18 protein-coding genes and 1 pseudogene are annotated in these 12878 nt (G+C 69.8%); 9 read left to right on the top strand and 10 right to left on the bottom strand.

Going from position 1 to position 12878, the window contains the following annotated elements:
* Positions 1-40 precede the first annotated feature (40 nt).
* A complete protein-coding gene (locus OG885_RS38175) occupies positions 41-823 on the top strand; it encodes an SGNH/GDSL hydrolase family protein (protein ID WP_405739845.1) in 783 nt (260 codons plus the stop codon).
* A 498-nt stretch (positions 824-1321) separates the two neighbouring features.
* Here OG885_RS38175 and OG885_RS38170 read toward each other — a convergent pair whose 3' ends face one another.
* The 3 genes from OG885_RS38170 to OG885_RS38160 are packed head-to-tail and all read right to left on the bottom strand — an operon-like array spanning position 1322 to position 2156.
* A complete protein-coding gene (locus OG885_RS38170) occupies positions 1322-1534 on the bottom strand; it encodes a hypothetical protein (protein ID WP_405739843.1) in 213 nt (70 codons plus the stop codon).
* Positions 1531-1941, bottom strand: coding sequence for a DUF6415 family natural product biosynthesis protein (locus OG885_RS38165; RefSeq protein WP_405739840.1), 411 nt, complete (start codon positions 1939-1941; stop codon positions 1531-1533). Before OG885_RS38165 ends, OG885_RS38170 begins: the two co-directional genes overlap by 4 nt.
* Positions 1938-2156 (bottom strand): hypothetical protein, encoded by a 219-nt coding sequence (locus OG885_RS38160; protein WP_405739837.1) that lies wholly within the window; start codon positions 2154-2156, stop codon positions 1938-1940. The genes OG885_RS38165 and OG885_RS38160 overlap by 4 nt, the downstream gene beginning before the upstream one ends.
* Positions 2157-2328: 172 nt before the next feature.
* Between OG885_RS38160 and OG885_RS38155 the strand changes: the two are divergent.
* Both OG885_RS38155 and OG885_RS38150 read left to right on the top strand, forming a co-directional pair.
* Positions 2329-3077, top strand: a pseudogene (locus tag OG885_RS38155) (DUF6879 family protein).
* A 10-nt stretch (positions 3078-3087) separates the two neighbouring features.
* Positions 3088-3939, top strand: coding sequence for a helix-turn-helix domain-containing protein (locus OG885_RS38150; protein ID WP_405739834.1), 852 nt, complete (start codon positions 3088-3090; stop codon positions 3937-3939).
* Between the two features lie 9 nt (positions 3940-3948).
* Here the strand turns inward: OG885_RS38150 and OG885_RS38145 are convergent, their stop codons facing one another.
* Both OG885_RS38145 and OG885_RS38140 read right to left on the bottom strand, forming a co-directional pair.
* Complete coding sequence (locus OG885_RS38145) at positions 3949-4515, bottom strand: DUF4352 domain-containing protein (protein WP_405739831.1); 567 nt, start codon at positions 4513-4515, stop codon at positions 3949-3951.
* Positions 4516-4768: 253 nt separating this feature from the next.
* Complete coding sequence (locus tag OG885_RS38140; protein ID WP_405739829.1) at positions 4769-5215, bottom strand: hypothetical protein; 447 nt, start codon at positions 5213-5215, stop codon at positions 4769-4771.
* Between the two features lie 110 nt (positions 5216-5325).
* Between OG885_RS38140 and OG885_RS38135 the strand changes: the two genes are divergently transcribed.
* The 3 genes from OG885_RS38135 to OG885_RS38125 all read left to right on the top strand — a co-directional run bounded on the left by OG885_RS38135 (position 5326) and on the right by OG885_RS38125 (position 6965).
* Positions 5326-6264 carry a hypothetical protein gene (locus tag OG885_RS38135; RefSeq protein ID WP_405739827.1) on the top strand — a complete coding sequence of 313 codons (939 nt, stop codon included), beginning with the start codon at positions 5326-5328 and terminating at the stop codon, positions 6262-6264.
* Positions 6265-6356: 92 nt separating this feature from the next.
* A complete protein-coding gene (locus OG885_RS38130) occupies positions 6357-6563 on the top strand; it encodes a hypothetical protein (protein WP_405739824.1) in 207 nt (68 codons plus the stop codon).
* A gap of 87 nt (positions 6564-6650) precedes the next feature.
* Positions 6651-6965: a hypothetical protein gene (locus OG885_RS38125; protein WP_405739822.1), complete on the top strand. Its 315-nt coding sequence runs from the start codon at positions 6651-6653 to the stop codon at positions 6963-6965.
* A 67-nt stretch (positions 6966-7032) separates the two neighbouring features.
* Here the strand turns inward: OG885_RS38125 and OG885_RS38120 are convergent, their stop codons facing one another.
* Entirely contained in the window at positions 7033-7530 is a 498-nt protein-coding gene (locus OG885_RS38120; protein ID WP_405739819.1) for a hypothetical protein, read from the bottom strand.
* A gap of 212 nt (positions 7531-7742) precedes the next feature.
* On the bottom strand, positions 7743-8375 hold the full coding sequence (locus tag OG885_RS38115) for a hypothetical protein (RefSeq protein ID WP_405739816.1): 633 nt from the start codon (positions 8373-8375) through the stop codon (positions 7743-7745).
* 7 nt (positions 8376-8382) lie between these two features.
* On the opposite strand from OG885_RS38115, the gene OG885_RS38110 reads away from it, so the two are divergent.
* The 3 genes from OG885_RS38110 to mug all read left to right on the top strand — a co-directional run bounded on the left by OG885_RS38110 (position 8383) and on the right by mug (position 10710).
* Complete coding sequence (locus tag OG885_RS38110; RefSeq protein WP_405739813.1) at positions 8383-8589, top strand: hypothetical protein; 207 nt, start codon at positions 8383-8385, stop codon at positions 8587-8589.
* A gap of 133 nt (positions 8590-8722) precedes the next feature.
* Positions 8723-10165 carry an adenylosuccinate lyase gene (purB, locus tag OG885_RS38105; RefSeq protein WP_405739810.1) on the top strand — a complete coding sequence of 481 codons (1443 nt, stop codon included), beginning with the start codon at positions 8723-8725 and terminating at the stop codon, positions 10163-10165.
* Complete coding sequence (mug, locus tag OG885_RS38100; RefSeq protein ID WP_405743068.1) at positions 10162-10710, top strand: G/U mismatch-specific DNA glycosylase; 549 nt, start codon at positions 10162-10164, stop codon at positions 10708-10710. Before purB ends, mug begins: the two co-directional genes overlap by 4 nt.
* Positions 10711-10714: 4 nt before the next feature.
* Here mug and OG885_RS38095 read toward each other — a convergent pair whose 3' ends face one another.
* The 3 genes from OG885_RS38095 to OG885_RS38085 are packed head-to-tail and all read right to left on the bottom strand — an operon-like array spanning position 10715 to position 12790.
* Positions 10715-11101, bottom strand: a complete 387-nt coding sequence (locus OG885_RS38095) for a hypothetical protein (RefSeq protein WP_405739808.1) — start codon at positions 11099-11101, stop codon at positions 10715-10717.
* A 41-nt stretch (positions 11102-11142) separates the two neighbouring features.
* Complete coding sequence (locus tag OG885_RS38090) at positions 11143-11868, bottom strand: ABC transporter permease (protein WP_405739806.1); 726 nt, start codon at positions 11866-11868, stop codon at positions 11143-11145.
* A 1-nt stretch (position 11869) separates the two neighbouring features.
* Complete coding sequence (locus tag OG885_RS38085; RefSeq protein WP_405739803.1) at positions 11870-12790, bottom strand: ABC transporter ATP-binding protein; 921 nt, start codon at positions 12788-12790, stop codon at positions 11870-11872.
* Between the last annotated feature and the right edge of the window lie 88 nt (positions 12791-12878).

Genomic DNA, 12878 nt, shown 5'->3' with positions numbered 1-12878 from the left:
CGACCGTCGGGTATGTGCACGGGATACCATTTCCTCCGCCATGCAGAAGAACCCCACACACACCAGCCTGGTCGCGGTCGGCGACTCCTTCACCGAGGGCATGTCGGACCTGCTGCCGGACGGCTCCTACCGCGGCTGGGCCGATGTCCTGGCCGGCCGGATGGCCGCCCACACCCCCGGTTTCCGCTACGCGAACCTCGCGGTGCGCGGCAAGCTGATCAAGCAGATCGTCGACGAGCAGGTCGACGTGGCGGCGGCCATGCAGCCGGACGTGATCACGCTGGTCGGCGGGCTCAACGACACCCTGCGCCCCAAGTGCGACATGGTCCGGGTACGGGATCTGCTCACGGAGGCCGTGGAGCGGCTCGCCCCGTCCTGCAAGCAGCTGGTCCTGATGCGCAGCCCCGGCCGCCAGGGGCCGGTCCTGGAGCGGTTCCGGCCGCGCATGGAGGAGCTGTTCGACTGCGTCGACGAGCTGGCCGAGCGGCACGGCGCCCTGGTCGTCGACCTGTACGGGGCGGCGTCGCTGAGCGACCCGCGCATGTGGGACGTGGACCGGCTGCATCTGACGCCCGAGGGGCACCGCCGGGTCGCGGAGGCGGTGTGGCAGACGCTCGGCTACGACCCCGAGGACACGGAGTGGCGTACCCCGCTGCCGGCGACCCTGCCGCCCGGGTGGGCCGCCCGCCGGGTCGCCGACGCCCGCTTCGCCAGGCAGCACCTGATGCCCTGGATCGGGCGGCGCCTCACCGGCCGGTCGTCCGGGGACGGGCTGCCGCCGAAGCGGCCCGATCTGCTGCCGTACGACGGGCCCGGGGCGTAGTCGCAGGTCGTCGGGACGGCCGGTGGTGACGTGGCTCTTGCGGCGGGTGATGGCGAAGATGTTGGCCGAGGGTCGGGAGCGTGAGTTCGCGGCGTTGGAGAAGGCGTACGCGGTGGTGAGGCGGGAGGTCGCGCACGAGATCACGGGCCATCTGCGTGCTGCTGGTGTGCTGCCTGCAGATGGTCCGGCGCGATCACGTTGATGTCCGCCAAACGTCTGGCGCTCCGCCCCCTCCGGGCAGCGCGCCGCGTCCGTTCTGCCGCATGGCCAGGCCCCCGGCTTCGAGCTGCCGCAGGGCTCGGCCAACTTGGGTCGTAGTGGTTCCGAGGTGGTCGGCCATGTACGCGGCGGTGAGGGGATGGGGCGTAGCAGCGAGGAGGGCGGCGGTCCGGGCGCGGACGGTGTCGTGCACGGTGAACGTCATGATGGTGATGGTGCCGCATCGGAACCCGCCCGCCCTCTCGTAACGCCTGGGGTGCTGAGAGGGCGGGCGGGAGATCAAGCATCGGAGCGCAGGGCTCGTGCGATCAGGACGCGGGCAAGCGCGTGGATGGCGACGGGGTCGGGGCGGAGCAGATCGGCCTGCGCGCGGTGTGCCCAGATGTCCCAGCCGGGGCCGGAGTTGCCCGGCTCGTGTCCGATGTAGATGGCCTCGTCCGGGTCGGTGATCGGCTCGTCGCAGTGGCGGCACACGGGCGGGGGCGCGGTCATGGCGCGCCCCCCGTGAGGGCTTCCCAGTGGTCGAGCAGGGCGTTGAGGGTGCGGGCGAGGCGCCGTGCGTGCCCGGTGGGGCCGCCGAACCGAGAGCTCGGTCCGGTACGGAGTCTCTCGCGGGCCTCGCCGGCGCACGCGAGGGCGCAGTACCGGGGGATGCTCGATCGCGGGAGGCGCTTCGCCGTGTCCTCGACCTCGGGGAGGAGGAGTTCGAGGTGTCCGCGCAGCTGGAGGGTGAGGATCTCGATCTCGGCGGGGTCCGGCGGGAGCGTCTCGGGTACGGCGTCGGGGTCGAGGAGCCGGTCCACGGCCGCGCGCATCGTGTCGATGTCCAGGGGATCCCGATCCTCCGGGCAGGTCGCGGCTGTTGACGCGACGGACGCGTTCCCCCTGGTGCCGCTCATGCTGCCTGCCCCCGTTGAAGGGCGTCGGCCAGGCGCATGGCGACGTCCGGGCGGACGCGGCCGAGTTCGACGAGGCGAACCCGAGGGGTGCCTTGAGGGTCGACGGCGAGCGACGGAAAGACGATGCCGGCACGGTCGAGCGCGGCGCGCAGGGACTCCACCGCCGTGAACGGGTCGACGCTGGCCGCGTCTTGCAGTTCGAGTGCAGAGGTCATGAACGGGACGGTAGGGAGCGCCTGTTGACAGCCTCCAGGCAATGTTCTCGAATGTTCTCGTCGTCTGCTGAGATGTTCTCGCTTGGTCGCAAACGGCCGCTCGGCGACCGTAGTTCCACACGGCTGCTGTGGCGATGCTGATGGCGACGAGTCCCGCACCGAGGGAGGCACCGTGACACGACGGCTCATCTTCACCGGCACGGACAGCAAGAACGGCGGCTGCCCAGACTCCACACCGACACCGAAACCGGCGAAATCATCGTCCAGGGACCGCCGGTCACCGACCCCGACGATCTCGCCCGCCTCAAACACCTCGGACCCGACGACGTGGCAGTCGTCCTCCCGGCCGAACTGCTCGTGAACCACGGCCCCAAGGAGCTGCACCGCGTGCCGGACATCATCGACCTCGACGAGTTCGGCCAGCTCTTCCACACCTTCGAGCACACTGCCTGGCGGCTGGAGACCCGCCGCGGCTACGCCTCGGACCGCGAGGACTCCACGTACTCCGAGTTCGTCGAGACAGGCGCCATCACCCTGGACTAAGACGACGACTGGTCCCAGAACATCCGCCGCCAAGTCCTCGCCGGGAAGACCATCGGCCGCGTCCGGATCGTCGACCAGCCGTCCACCGAAGGCCAGCTGTTCCTCCTCGCCGACTCCCCGCGCAACACCGCGGCCGGCGAGGACATCCGCGTCCTGCCCCGCAGCCAAGCCGAGGCGCGTCTGCTGCCCGCCGAGGACTTCTGGATCTTCGACAGCCGGATCGTCGCCCACCTCAACTTCGACGACGAGGACGTATTCCACGACGTCGAGATCATCACCGAGCCCGCGAAGGTGCTGCGCTACTGCCAACTGCGGGACATCGCCACGCACGGGGCCATCCCGTGCGGTGAGTTCGCCGCCAGCCTGCGCACGACCTGACGAGCCGCCGGTGAGCACGGACTACCAGCAGGCCCGGGAAGCCCTCGGCGCGCGCCTTCGCGACCTGAGACTGACCGGGCCCGCAGGACGGCTCACCGGCCCCCGACTCGCCGCCCGCCTCGGCTGGCCCCACTCGAAGGTCTACAAGCTGGAGAACGGCCGCCAGACCGCCACCTCGGACGACCTGCGGGCGTGGGCCGAGGCTGTCGGGCAGCCCGACGTCTTCGCCGAACTCGACGCCCGCCTGAAGGGGTTCGAGTCCCACATCCGGTCCTGGCGTCGCCAGCTTGCCGCCGGCCACCGCCCCGTGCAGGACGTGTGGAACCTCGAGGTCGACCGCTCCCGCACCATCTACGCCTGGGAAGAGTCCGTCATCCCCGGCATGCTCCAGACCGCCGACTACGCCCGCGCGATGTTCCTGCGCTACGCCGACCTCTATGGCTCCGTGAGGGACACCGAGGAAGCCGTCCGTACCCGCATCCTGCGCCAGCAGTGGCTGCATCAGGGCGGCCACACGTTCCACGCGCTGGTGTGGGAGGCGGCGCTCCATGCCCTGATCTGCTCGCCGTCGGTCCTCGCCTCGCAGCTCGACCGGCTCGCGGGCCTGGTCGGGATGGACACGGTGGAGTTGGGCGTCGTCCCGCTCGGGGCGTCGCTGAAGATCCCGGCGGCGAACGGATTCTGGATCCTCGACGACCGGCTCGTGATCGCCGAGGACTGGCATGCGGAGGTCTGGCTGGACGACGCCGACAGCGTGGCCACCTACTCGAAGGTGTGGCACACCCTGGGGGAGTCCGCGGTCTACGGGGCCGACGCGCAGAACGTGATCAGCCGGGTGCAGCGGACCATGCGGCCGCGCTGAGGGCTCGGGCTACGCCTTCGGGACCGCCCACTCCACCGGCTCATCCAAGTCCCCAGGGCTGTACAGCACCCGCTTTGCCCGCCCCTGCTCCGGCACCTGGAAAGTGACGTTGCCCCGCACGCAGTCACCACCGCGCACCTTCGCCTCCAGCGGGTACAGCGGCTGCGGCAACTCACTCCCGCTGATGTGCGTCGGCTCGACGCGGGCCCCGTCCTCATAGGCGAGTGTCCACACGAACGGGCTCACACCGAACGGCTCCGTGTCCTTGTTGCACACCTTCACCTCCGCCACGGCCCACTTCTGGCCAGCGGACAGCAGACCAGGGCCGCCGGAGATCCCGTCGTCCTTGAAGGCGAGTACGACGGCTGAGAAGTCGTATTCGGAGCTGATGTCGACGGTGTCGCCGAGCTTGTACGTCTTGGAGCTGGGCGACGGTGACGGACTCGGCGAGCTGCTGGCCGACGCGGTGTCAGAGGCTTTGGCCACGGTCGGCTTCTTCGAGGTGCCCGATGAGCAGCTGACGAGGGTGGCGAGCAGCAGGGCAGCCGTGACGGTGGTGGTGGTGCGGGTGCGCATGGTCCCCCCAGGGTCGTGCGGGTCAGAGAGGGCATCATGCGCCGCGTGAAGACGGCGCGTGAGTGGTGTGTCCGTGCTGTGACCCCGAGAGAGTGACCTCCAACCGCACAGATGATGCGGTGTGTTGGCCTTGACATGCGGATTTACCCGGTAGATGGCACGCTCTTGGCACACGTCTCGTGGTGGCGCCTAGCGCCTCACTGTTCTAGGCGGTCACCTCGTTCTCGGGGTAGGGCGCTCTACCTCGACGACGTCAGGCCTCGGGTACATCCCACATACCCGGCGGCTCCCGCACGTCGAGGTACTTCACGGGGATGCCCGTCTCTTCCGAGATGATGGCCAGGAACTCCGGGCCCACGTTGAAACCCTTGATGACGAGCTCCCCCGTCCGGGTATCGACGATGTGCCGCATCTGGGCTGCGCCGCCAATGACGACCCCGTGGCTGCGCAGCACGTAGCCGAACTGCTGGCCGATGGACGTGCACCTGCTGAGACAGTCCTGTCCGAAGTCCGCGCTGGGACTGTCGGTGCCCTCATGGAACTCGGCGCGCACCCAGCCTTTCCCTTCCTCGTCAGGGCCCACAGCTTGGGGGGTGATGTACCGGGCAGCGATGGACTCTGCGGCGAAGGCATCGAGGAGTGCTGTGCGAGCTTCGTACGGTCCGGACAGTTCGACAGTGAGGGCGCCTCTGATGGTCATCCCATCAGGCTAAGTGGCCTCACTGACAACCTCCTTGGCTCACCGCTCCGCCGTGTGGACCTCATAAATCGGCACGACGCGGCACAAGGCGGACGCCTACCGTTTCGTACATGAACGACGTCATACCCGAGGGTGAGGCTGTACGCCTCTTCACCGTCCCGATCACGCCGGAACTCGCTACGGCGGCCGCCGCAATCCTCAAGCGGTTCCGTGAACTCGCTGACGAATGTCTGAGGGTGGTGGACCCGGAAGCTTTCGCGCAGATCACCGACTCGCTGTTCCGCAAGGAGAATGCTGAGCTCAATCAGCTCAGTGAGCCGCTCCGCGGCGAGCGACACAACCTGCATGCTCTGCTGCTGGAAACTGCAGAGCTGACGAAGGACAACGCGCTTGACCACGTTCGGGCGCTGGAGCACGACCTCCTCATGCAGCCGCCCCCTGTCTGGTCGCCGCTGACGCTCAGCCGCGTGGCCATGGAGGGAGTGGTCTTCTCCGAGTACCTCCTCGACCCTGCGATCCCCCTGAACCGGCGTCTGGCTCGTGTGGCCGGCATGTGGAGGACGGATGCCGTCTACGCACAGAAGCAGGGCGAAGCACACGGGCATGAGCCGGCTGAAGCGGGCCAGATGCTGGCCTACGTCGAGAATGCCCTGCGGAGGTGTCAGGCGGTGGAGCGGCACAACGCCAAGGGGAAGCTGGGCGGCTACAGCTTTGGCAGCGAGTCCGCGCCCTTGGACATCAACATCACTGAGCGAGTCGCCAAGGCCATGCCCGTCTGGCTGCCGGCGCCCTACAGGCTGACTTCGGGGGCGGCGCACAACCGGCCGTGGATGATCGGCAAGGCCAAGGACTTGGCGGGCGGGGAAGGTCTCGTCGGGGAGGCGGCCACGGTGATGGCCGCTGTGATGATCTCTATGGGGGCAGTCGAGACCGTCGTCCGCGTCTTCGGGGAGTACTTCGCGGTGGACGTGAGCGAGGGACTGCGGACGATGGAGGAGGAGCGGAAGGCGTTCCTGTACGAGGCGATCGGGATCGCTCACGGCCAGTAGAGGCAGGGCCGGGTGCTGCAACCGGAGCTTGTGATCGTGGCGCGCGGCCGTCCCGGGGTCCCGCTGTCGGTGCCGTGCGTCACTCTGGCCTCATGCCCGCTGTGATCGTGTACCCGCCCGACGAAGAAGGCGGCCGTCGTGTCCGTGTCGACGGGACCATCCTCGGCCGGGCGTTCCGGCTGCGGGACGTGGTGGCGTTCCTGGAGACGGCCGGCCTGCAAGGTGTCGACGAGCTCGACGTCGCGGGCGCGGGCTGGATCGAGTGGCGCGGCGGCGGTCCGGACACGTGGGAGCACTGAGACTGCGTCGAGCAGTTTCCCGAAGTTGCTGCCGACGTCCTGTGGTGCGCGTCACACTGTCTGCTCTGGCTGATCCGAGGGGGGATCATGAGCAACCCGTACGTCAACGCGCCCATCCGCGCCCACATGTACAACTCGACGCAGCACAAGGTGATCTGGGTCCTCGTAGTGGTGCTGTCCGCTGGCCTGCTCGCACCGCCGCTGTTCTTCGTGGCGGCGAAGAAGCGTGTCGTCACCATGCTGGTGCCTGCGGCCTACGCGGTCATCATCTACGGCGCGGCATTCCTGGGCTCGTTGCTCGGCAATCCGAAGAACTGGATGGGCGGCGTACTCGCCATCACGATGATCGTGGCAGCCGTGCATGCCGCAATTCTGGATACCGATTGGAAGCCCGGACGTTAGGCTGCGCGCACATCGCCCCCGGCGCCTGGCTTTGTGCGCTGGTCTGCCTTTGCAGGGAACGGAAGCGCTAACCGATCTTCTTCCACGGTTTGCAGCCCATGGTTGTGAACGCCTTGTCGGTGGCGGCGATCGTCACGGTCGTCTGGCCGCTGGTGCCTTCGTTGGCGATGATGTCCTTTGCCTCACCGGAGGTACCGGAGAGCCGGGCCCAGTAGCAGCTGGTGGTCTGACCGCCTTGCGGGCCGTCGCTGCGGTAGGTGCCGGGCTTGATGTCGCTACCGACGACGTACGTGCCATCACCGGGGATCCCGTCCGATGGGACCTTGTCGGCTGAAGGCTGGTCGCTAGCGATGGCCATCTCCGTGCCGGTCGCTGCCGAAGGCGCGGCCTTGTCGGCGTTGAGATTGCCCGTGAGACCGATCAGCACCCCGAGGAGGAGACCGAGGAGTGCCGCGCCCGCATGAGTGAGGACGCTGCGCCAGGAGCGCGCGGGCCGAGTTGTGTCGTTGTGGCCCTGGGGCTGTAGCGGCCCGTCCGGAGGGCCGGGCGGGGTCCGGCTGTCCATGGCTTCAGAGTGCGTCCGCCAGCCTGTGCCCGCATGCGGAGCCCAGGGGAGGGAGGCACAGCGGGGGAGGCTGAAGTGCCCATTTCCCGTTTCCCTGGGGTGCGCCTCCCCGTCCTCCCTGGCCTCCCTGAATGGCCATTTATGCAGGTCATGTACAGGGAGGCACAGCAGGGAGGCGGTCAGGGAGAACTCCCCGAGACCCGGGCGCCTCCCTACTCGTCGTCGAAGTCCTCCTCGTCCTCCGCAGGCGCTCCAGAACGGCGTCCTGGACGGTCGCGGGCGACGACCTGGATGCCGTTGGACTTGTACGGGGCCGCCCCATACGGCTCCAGGGCGCTCTTGAGGTCGCCGAAGGTCCAGTCGCCGTAGTGGACGGCGTTGCGGTCCTGGAGGCGGTAGAGGACGTCCTGGGCGCGGACACGGGGATCGTCGCCGAGGACGGCGAGGATGTCTGCGAGCTCGTCAACGGGCGTGAACGTAGCCGTCACGGGGATCTCGACACCGCCCTCGTACACCGTCATCGCCCTCTCGACGACCGGTGTCACCTCGTAGATGCCCTTGTCTGGGTCGCGGGCCACGTAGTGGGCGCGCACCACCTCGAACGGCTTGGCGCTGAACCCGACGGTCACGGCCGTGCCGACGTCCTCGCCGGGGATCAGGGTGGTCGCGGTGACGCCGGCCTTGTGCTTGCCCGAGCCGAGCAAGCCGTCGTTCGCCACGTGGTCGCCGACCGCGAACGCCACCCGGTGGGAGGTGTTGCGGGTGACGTCGCGCGGCAGGCTGTCCGCGGTCGGAGAGACGGTGACCCACACCAGGGTGATGGCCGTCTTACGGGCCTTCTTCATCACCTTGATGGCCAGCTCGGCGGCCTCCGCGCAGCGGTTCCGGGACTCCGAGCAGCGGACGGAGATTTTGCGGCAGGAGTTGGCGGCAGCGATCAGGCAGGCGACGGCCGATCAGGTCCCGCAGAAGGACATCAGCGAGGCGACCGGCTACACCCGCCAGCAAGTCCGGCGCATCGTGCTGGCCGGCGAGGCCGAGACGGACGCCGAGTCCTGACGACAGCAGCGTCCGTCTCACACTCGTCTCACAGACCGGACGACGGACGGTATCCGGGGCGCCTCTGACCAGCGGCGCCCCACCTCCATGGACGGGCCAGAGCCCCCATGGACGCCGGGTAAACTCTGGACACGTGACTTCCGCTCCCGCCAAGCCCCGCATCCCGAACGTCCTCGCCGGACGCTACGCCTCCGCCGAGCTCGCCACGCTCTGGTCGCCCGAGCAGAAGGTGAAGCTCGAGCGGCAGCTCTGGCTCGCCGTGCTGCGGGCCCAGAAGGACCTCGGCATCGAGGTCCCGGACGCGGCGATCGCCGACTACGAGCGTGTCCTCGACACCGTCGACCTGGCCTCCATCGCCGAGCGCGAGAAGGTCACCCGGCACGATGTGAAGGCGCGGATCGAGGAGTTCAACGACCTCGCCGGGCATGAGCACGTCCACAAGGGCATGACCTCGCGCGACCTCACCGAGAACGTCGAGCAGCTCCAGATCCGGCTCTCCCTGGAGCTGGTGCGCGACCGTACGGTGGCCGTGCTGGCGCGGCTCGGCAAGCTGTCCGGCGAGTACGCCGAGCTCGTCATGGCCGGCCGCTCCCACAACGTGGCCGCGCAGGCCACGACGCTGGGCAAGCGGTTCGCGACCGCCGCCGACGAGCTGCTCGTGGCCTACGGCCGGGTCGAGGAGCTGCTGGGCCGCTACCCGCTGCGCGGCATCAAGGGCCCGGTCGGCACCGCGCAGGACATGCTCGACCTGCTCGGCGGCGACGCGGCCAAGCTGGCCGACCTGGAGAACCGGATCGCGCGGCACCTGGGCTTCTCGCAGGCGTTCACGTCGGTCGGCCAGGTCTACCCGCGCTCGCTGGACTACGAGGTCGTCACCGCGCTGGTGCAGCTGGCGGCGGCGCCGTCCTCCCTCGCCAAGACGATCCGTCTGATGGCCGGGCACGAGCTGGTGACCGAGGGCTTCAAGCCGGGCCAGGTGGGCTCCTCGGCGATGCCGCACAAGATGAACACCCGGTCCTGCGAGCGCGTCAACGGCCTGATGGTCATCCTGCGCGGCTACGCGTCGATGACCGGCGAGCTGGCGGGGGACCAGTGGAACGAGGGCGACGTGTCCTGCTCGGTGGTGCGCCGGGTCGCGCTGCCGGACGCGTTCTTCGCGCTGGACGGTCTGCTGGAGACGTTCCTGACCGTGCTCGACGAGTTCGGTGCCTTCCCGGCGGTCGTGGCCCGTGAGCTGGACCGCTACCTGCCCTTCCTCGCCACCACCAAGGTGCTGATGGGCGCGGTCCGCGCGGGCGTGGGCCGTGAGGTCGCGCACGAGGCCATCAAGGAGAACGCCGTGGCCTCCGCGCTCGCGATGCGTGAGCAGGGTGCCGAGCGCAACGAGCTGCTCGACAAGCTGGCCGCCGACGAGCGCATCCCGCTCGACCGGGCCCAGCTGGACGCGCTGATGGCCGACAAGCTGTCCTTCACGGGCGCCGCGGCCGACCAGGTCGGTGTGGTCGTCGGCCGGATCGAGGAGATCGTGAAGCAGCACCCGGAGGCCGCCGGTTACACCCCCGGAGCCATCCTCTGACGCGCTTCACCGCCGCCGAGTTGGAGGCCGCCCGCGACCGTCTGGTACCGGATGTCGTCGCGGACGGTCTCCGCGTGCTGTTCTGCGGGATCAACCCCGGTCTGATGACCGCCGCGACAGGCCATCACTTCGCCCGTCCGGGCAACCGCTTCTGGCCGGTGCTGCATCTGTCGGGCTTCACGCCTCGTCTGCTGAAGCCTGCGGAGCAGCAGGAGTTGCTGGGCTACGGGCTCGGCATCACCAATGTCGTGGCGCGGGCGACCGCGCGGGCGGACGAGCTGAGCGCGGAGGAGTACCGCGAGGGCGGGCGGCAACTGGCGCTGAAGGTGGCGCGGTTGCGGCCGCGGTGGCTGGCAGTGGTCGGGGTGACCGCGTATCGGGCGGCGTTCGACGACAAGAAGGCCCAGGTGGGTCCGCAGGAGCGGATGATCGGGGACACGCGCGTGTGGGTGCTGCCGAATCCGAGCGGGCTGAACGCGCACTGGACAGCGGCGACCATGGCGGAGGAGTTCGCGCGGCTGCGGCTGGCGGCCGAGGAGGGCTGACGGGTCACGGCGGCGCGGTCTCCGTGACGCCGGCCCAGAGCCGCGGCTGATTCTCCTCGTCCCGGTCGGCCACCGCCACGGTGAGCCGACGGCCGGTGCCGGGCACGACCCACGTGCGCACGTCGATGGCCAGGGCGGTGAGCATCGCCCAGGGTTCGGGTATGGCCTCACCCCGGGCGATGCGCTCCACCAACGTCACGGTCCCCCAGCGGTCCGACGCTCCCCATCGCTGCGTCAACCGCTCGACGAGCGCCGCTTCGTAGGCGTAGCAGTCGCGCGCGTCCGGCCAGTCCCCCGGCCCTAACCACGCGGCGTGGTAGGGAGCGTGCGCCGCGGGGAAGTCCCGGGCGCACAACTGGTCGATCAGGGCGAGGTCCTTCGCGATGTCCATGTGATCCAGTAAACCGGGTACCACTGACAACTGGCGTGCCGTCAGGCGTCCCTGCGCCGCACGCTCCAGGCACCCGCGGCAACGGCCGCGGCGGTCCACACTGCCGTCACCGCGAGGCCGGACCACGGCCCGAGCGGTCCGTCGTGCGTCTCGTACAGGACGATCTGTCCCGCCCGGTCGGGCAGGAAGTCGGTGAGGCCGCCCGGCACGTCCCCGATCACGAAGGACACGACCAGGATGAACGGGATCAGCAGGGACAGCGCGCCCACCCCACTGCGCAGCAGCGCCGCGAGGCCCGCCGCGAACAGCGCCATCAGCACGAGGTAGATCCCGCAGCCCACGACGCCGCGCGCCTGCTCCCCCGCGCTGAGCCCACGCGCCGCGTCTCCGAGGCCGGCGCGGGCGACGGCGAGGGCCGCGAAGGCGGTGACCAGCCCCACCACCAGGGCCGGTACGGCGATGGCGGTGAGCTTGGCCGCGAACCACCGACCACGCCGCGGCACCGCGGCGAGCGAGAGCCGGAGTCCGCCACCGTGGAACTCCGAGGACACGGCCATCGCGCCGAAGGAGATGGCCGCGATCTGACCGGGCATCACGCCGGACAACGCCATGAACAGCGGGTCGAACGCGGGGTCGGAGGTCTCGGAGACCCCGGCGATCGCGGAGAACGCCGTGGTCGCGGCGAACAGCGCCAGCAGCGCCCCGAGCAGCGAACGCAGGGTGCGGATCTTCAGCCACTCGGCGTGCAGGACGGGTGCGAACGGCATCTCAGGCCTCCTGGGGCTGTGCGGTGAACTCGGTCTCGGTGGCGGTGAGGTCCAGATACGCCTGCTCCAAGGTGGCCTCCTCCGCGGCCAGTTCGAGGAGCGGGACGCCCGCCGCGGAGACGAGACGCCCGATGTCGTCCACGCGAGCGTGCCGCACGCTCCAGTGGCCGTCGTGGTGTTGGGCGGCGTCGTGCCCGTGCTCGGCGAGGACCGTCCTGAGGGCGGCGGGGTCCGTGGTGCGGATCCGTACGCTCGGCTGCACGCGTGCGTGGATGAACTCCCGCATCGGGGTGTCGGCGAGGAGCCTGCCGCGGCCCAGCACCACGAGGTGGTCGGCGAAGGACGCGGTCTCGTTCATGAGGTGGCTGGAGACCAGGACCGTGCGCCCCTCCCCCGCGAGCCTGCGCAGCAACGCGCGGATCCAGATGATGCCTTCGGGGTCGAGGCCGTTGGAGGGCTCGTCGAGCATGACCACCTCGGGATCACCGAGCAGGGCGGCCGCGATACCGAGCCGCTGCCGCATGCCCAGGGAGTACGTCCGCACCCGGCGCCGGGCCACCGCGGCGAGCCCGGTCTCCTCCAGCACCTCGTCCACCCGCCGGTCCGCGATGCGGTTGCTCGCGGCCAGGGTGCGCAGATGGTCGCGTCCGGTGCGAGAGCCGTGGGCGGCCTGCGCGTCGAGCAGGGCACCCACGTGCCGCAGGGGCTCCTGGAGCGTCGCGTAGGCACGGCCGCCGACCGTGGCGGTGCCGGAGGTCGGCCGGTCGAGGCCGAGCACCAGCCGCATGGTGGTGGACTTCCCGGCGCCGTTGGGGCCGAGGAAGCCGGTGACACGGCCGGGGAGGACGGTGAAGGTGAGGTCGTCCACGGCTCGCCGGGTGCCGTACTCCTTGGTGAGGGCCTGGACTTCGATGCTGGTCATGGCGTCAGCCTCGCCGCCGGAGCCGCTCCCGGGCCTCCCCCGCGGGTGGAGATCGTCTCCCCCGGGCGGGGGAGGCCTGTTGTCGGTG

It is taken from the genome of Streptomyces sp. NBC_00028 (assembly GCF_045041065.1).
Taxonomy (GTDB): Bacteria; Actinomycetota; Actinomycetes; order Streptomycetales; family Streptomycetaceae; genus Streptomyces.
The sequence above is the reverse complement of the archived record's forward strand: the minus strand, read 5'-3'. Positions and strand labels throughout refer to the sequence as shown.

Bases quoted from the DNA above. Each gene is read 5' to 3' on its own strand.
- OG885_RS38175 (WP_405739845.1), top strand. From the start codon at position 41: ATGCAGAAGAACCCCACACACACCAGCCTGGTCGCGGTCGGCGACTCC.
- OG885_RS38170 (WP_405739843.1), bottom strand. From the start codon at position 1,534: ATGACCGCGCCCCCGCCCGTGTGCCGCCACTGCGACGAGCCGATCACC.
- OG885_RS38165 (WP_405739840.1), bottom strand. From the start codon at position 1,941: ATGAGCGGCACCAGGGGGAACGCGTCCGTCGCGTCAACAGCCGCGACC.
- OG885_RS38160 (WP_405739837.1), bottom strand. From the start codon at position 2,156: ATGACCTCTGCACTCGAACTGCAAGACGCGGCCAGCGTCGACCCGTTC.
- OG885_RS38145 (WP_405739831.1), bottom strand. From the start codon at position 4,515: ATGCGCACCCGCACCACCACCACCGTCACGGCTGCCCTGCTGCTCGCC.
- OG885_RS38140 (WP_405739829.1), bottom strand. From the start codon at position 5,215: ATGACCATCAGAGGCGCCCTCACTGTCGAACTGTCCGGACCGTACGAA.
- OG885_RS38135 (WP_405739827.1), top strand. From the start codon at position 5,326: ATGAACGACGTCATACCCGAGGGTGAGGCTGTACGCCTCTTCACCGTC.
- OG885_RS38130 (WP_405739824.1), top strand. From the start codon at position 6,357: ATGCCCGCTGTGATCGTGTACCCGCCCGACGAAGAAGGCGGCCGTCGT.
- OG885_RS38125 (WP_405739822.1), top strand. From the start codon at position 6,651: ATGAGCAACCCGTACGTCAACGCGCCCATCCGCGCCCACATGTACAAC.
- OG885_RS38120 (WP_405739819.1), bottom strand. From the start codon at position 7,530: ATGGACAGCCGGACCCCGCCCGGCCCTCCGGACGGGCCGCTACAGCCC.
- OG885_RS38115 (WP_405739816.1), bottom strand. From the start codon at position 8,375: ATGAAGAAGGCCCGTAAGACGGCCATCACCCTGGTGTGGGTCACCGTC.
- OG885_RS38110 (WP_405739813.1), top strand. From the start codon at position 8,383: ATGGCCAGCTCGGCGGCCTCCGCGCAGCGGTTCCGGGACTCCGAGCAG.
- OG885_RS38095 (WP_405739808.1), bottom strand. From the start codon at position 11,101: ATGGACATCGCGAAGGACCTCGCCCTGATCGACCAGTTGTGCGCCCGG.
- OG885_RS38090 (WP_405739806.1), bottom strand. From the start codon at position 11,868: ATGCCGTTCGCACCCGTCCTGCACGCCGAGTGGCTGAAGATCCGCACC.
- OG885_RS38085 (WP_405739803.1), bottom strand. From the start codon at position 12,790: ATGACCAGCATCGAAGTCCAGGCCCTCACCAAGGAGTACGGCACCCGG.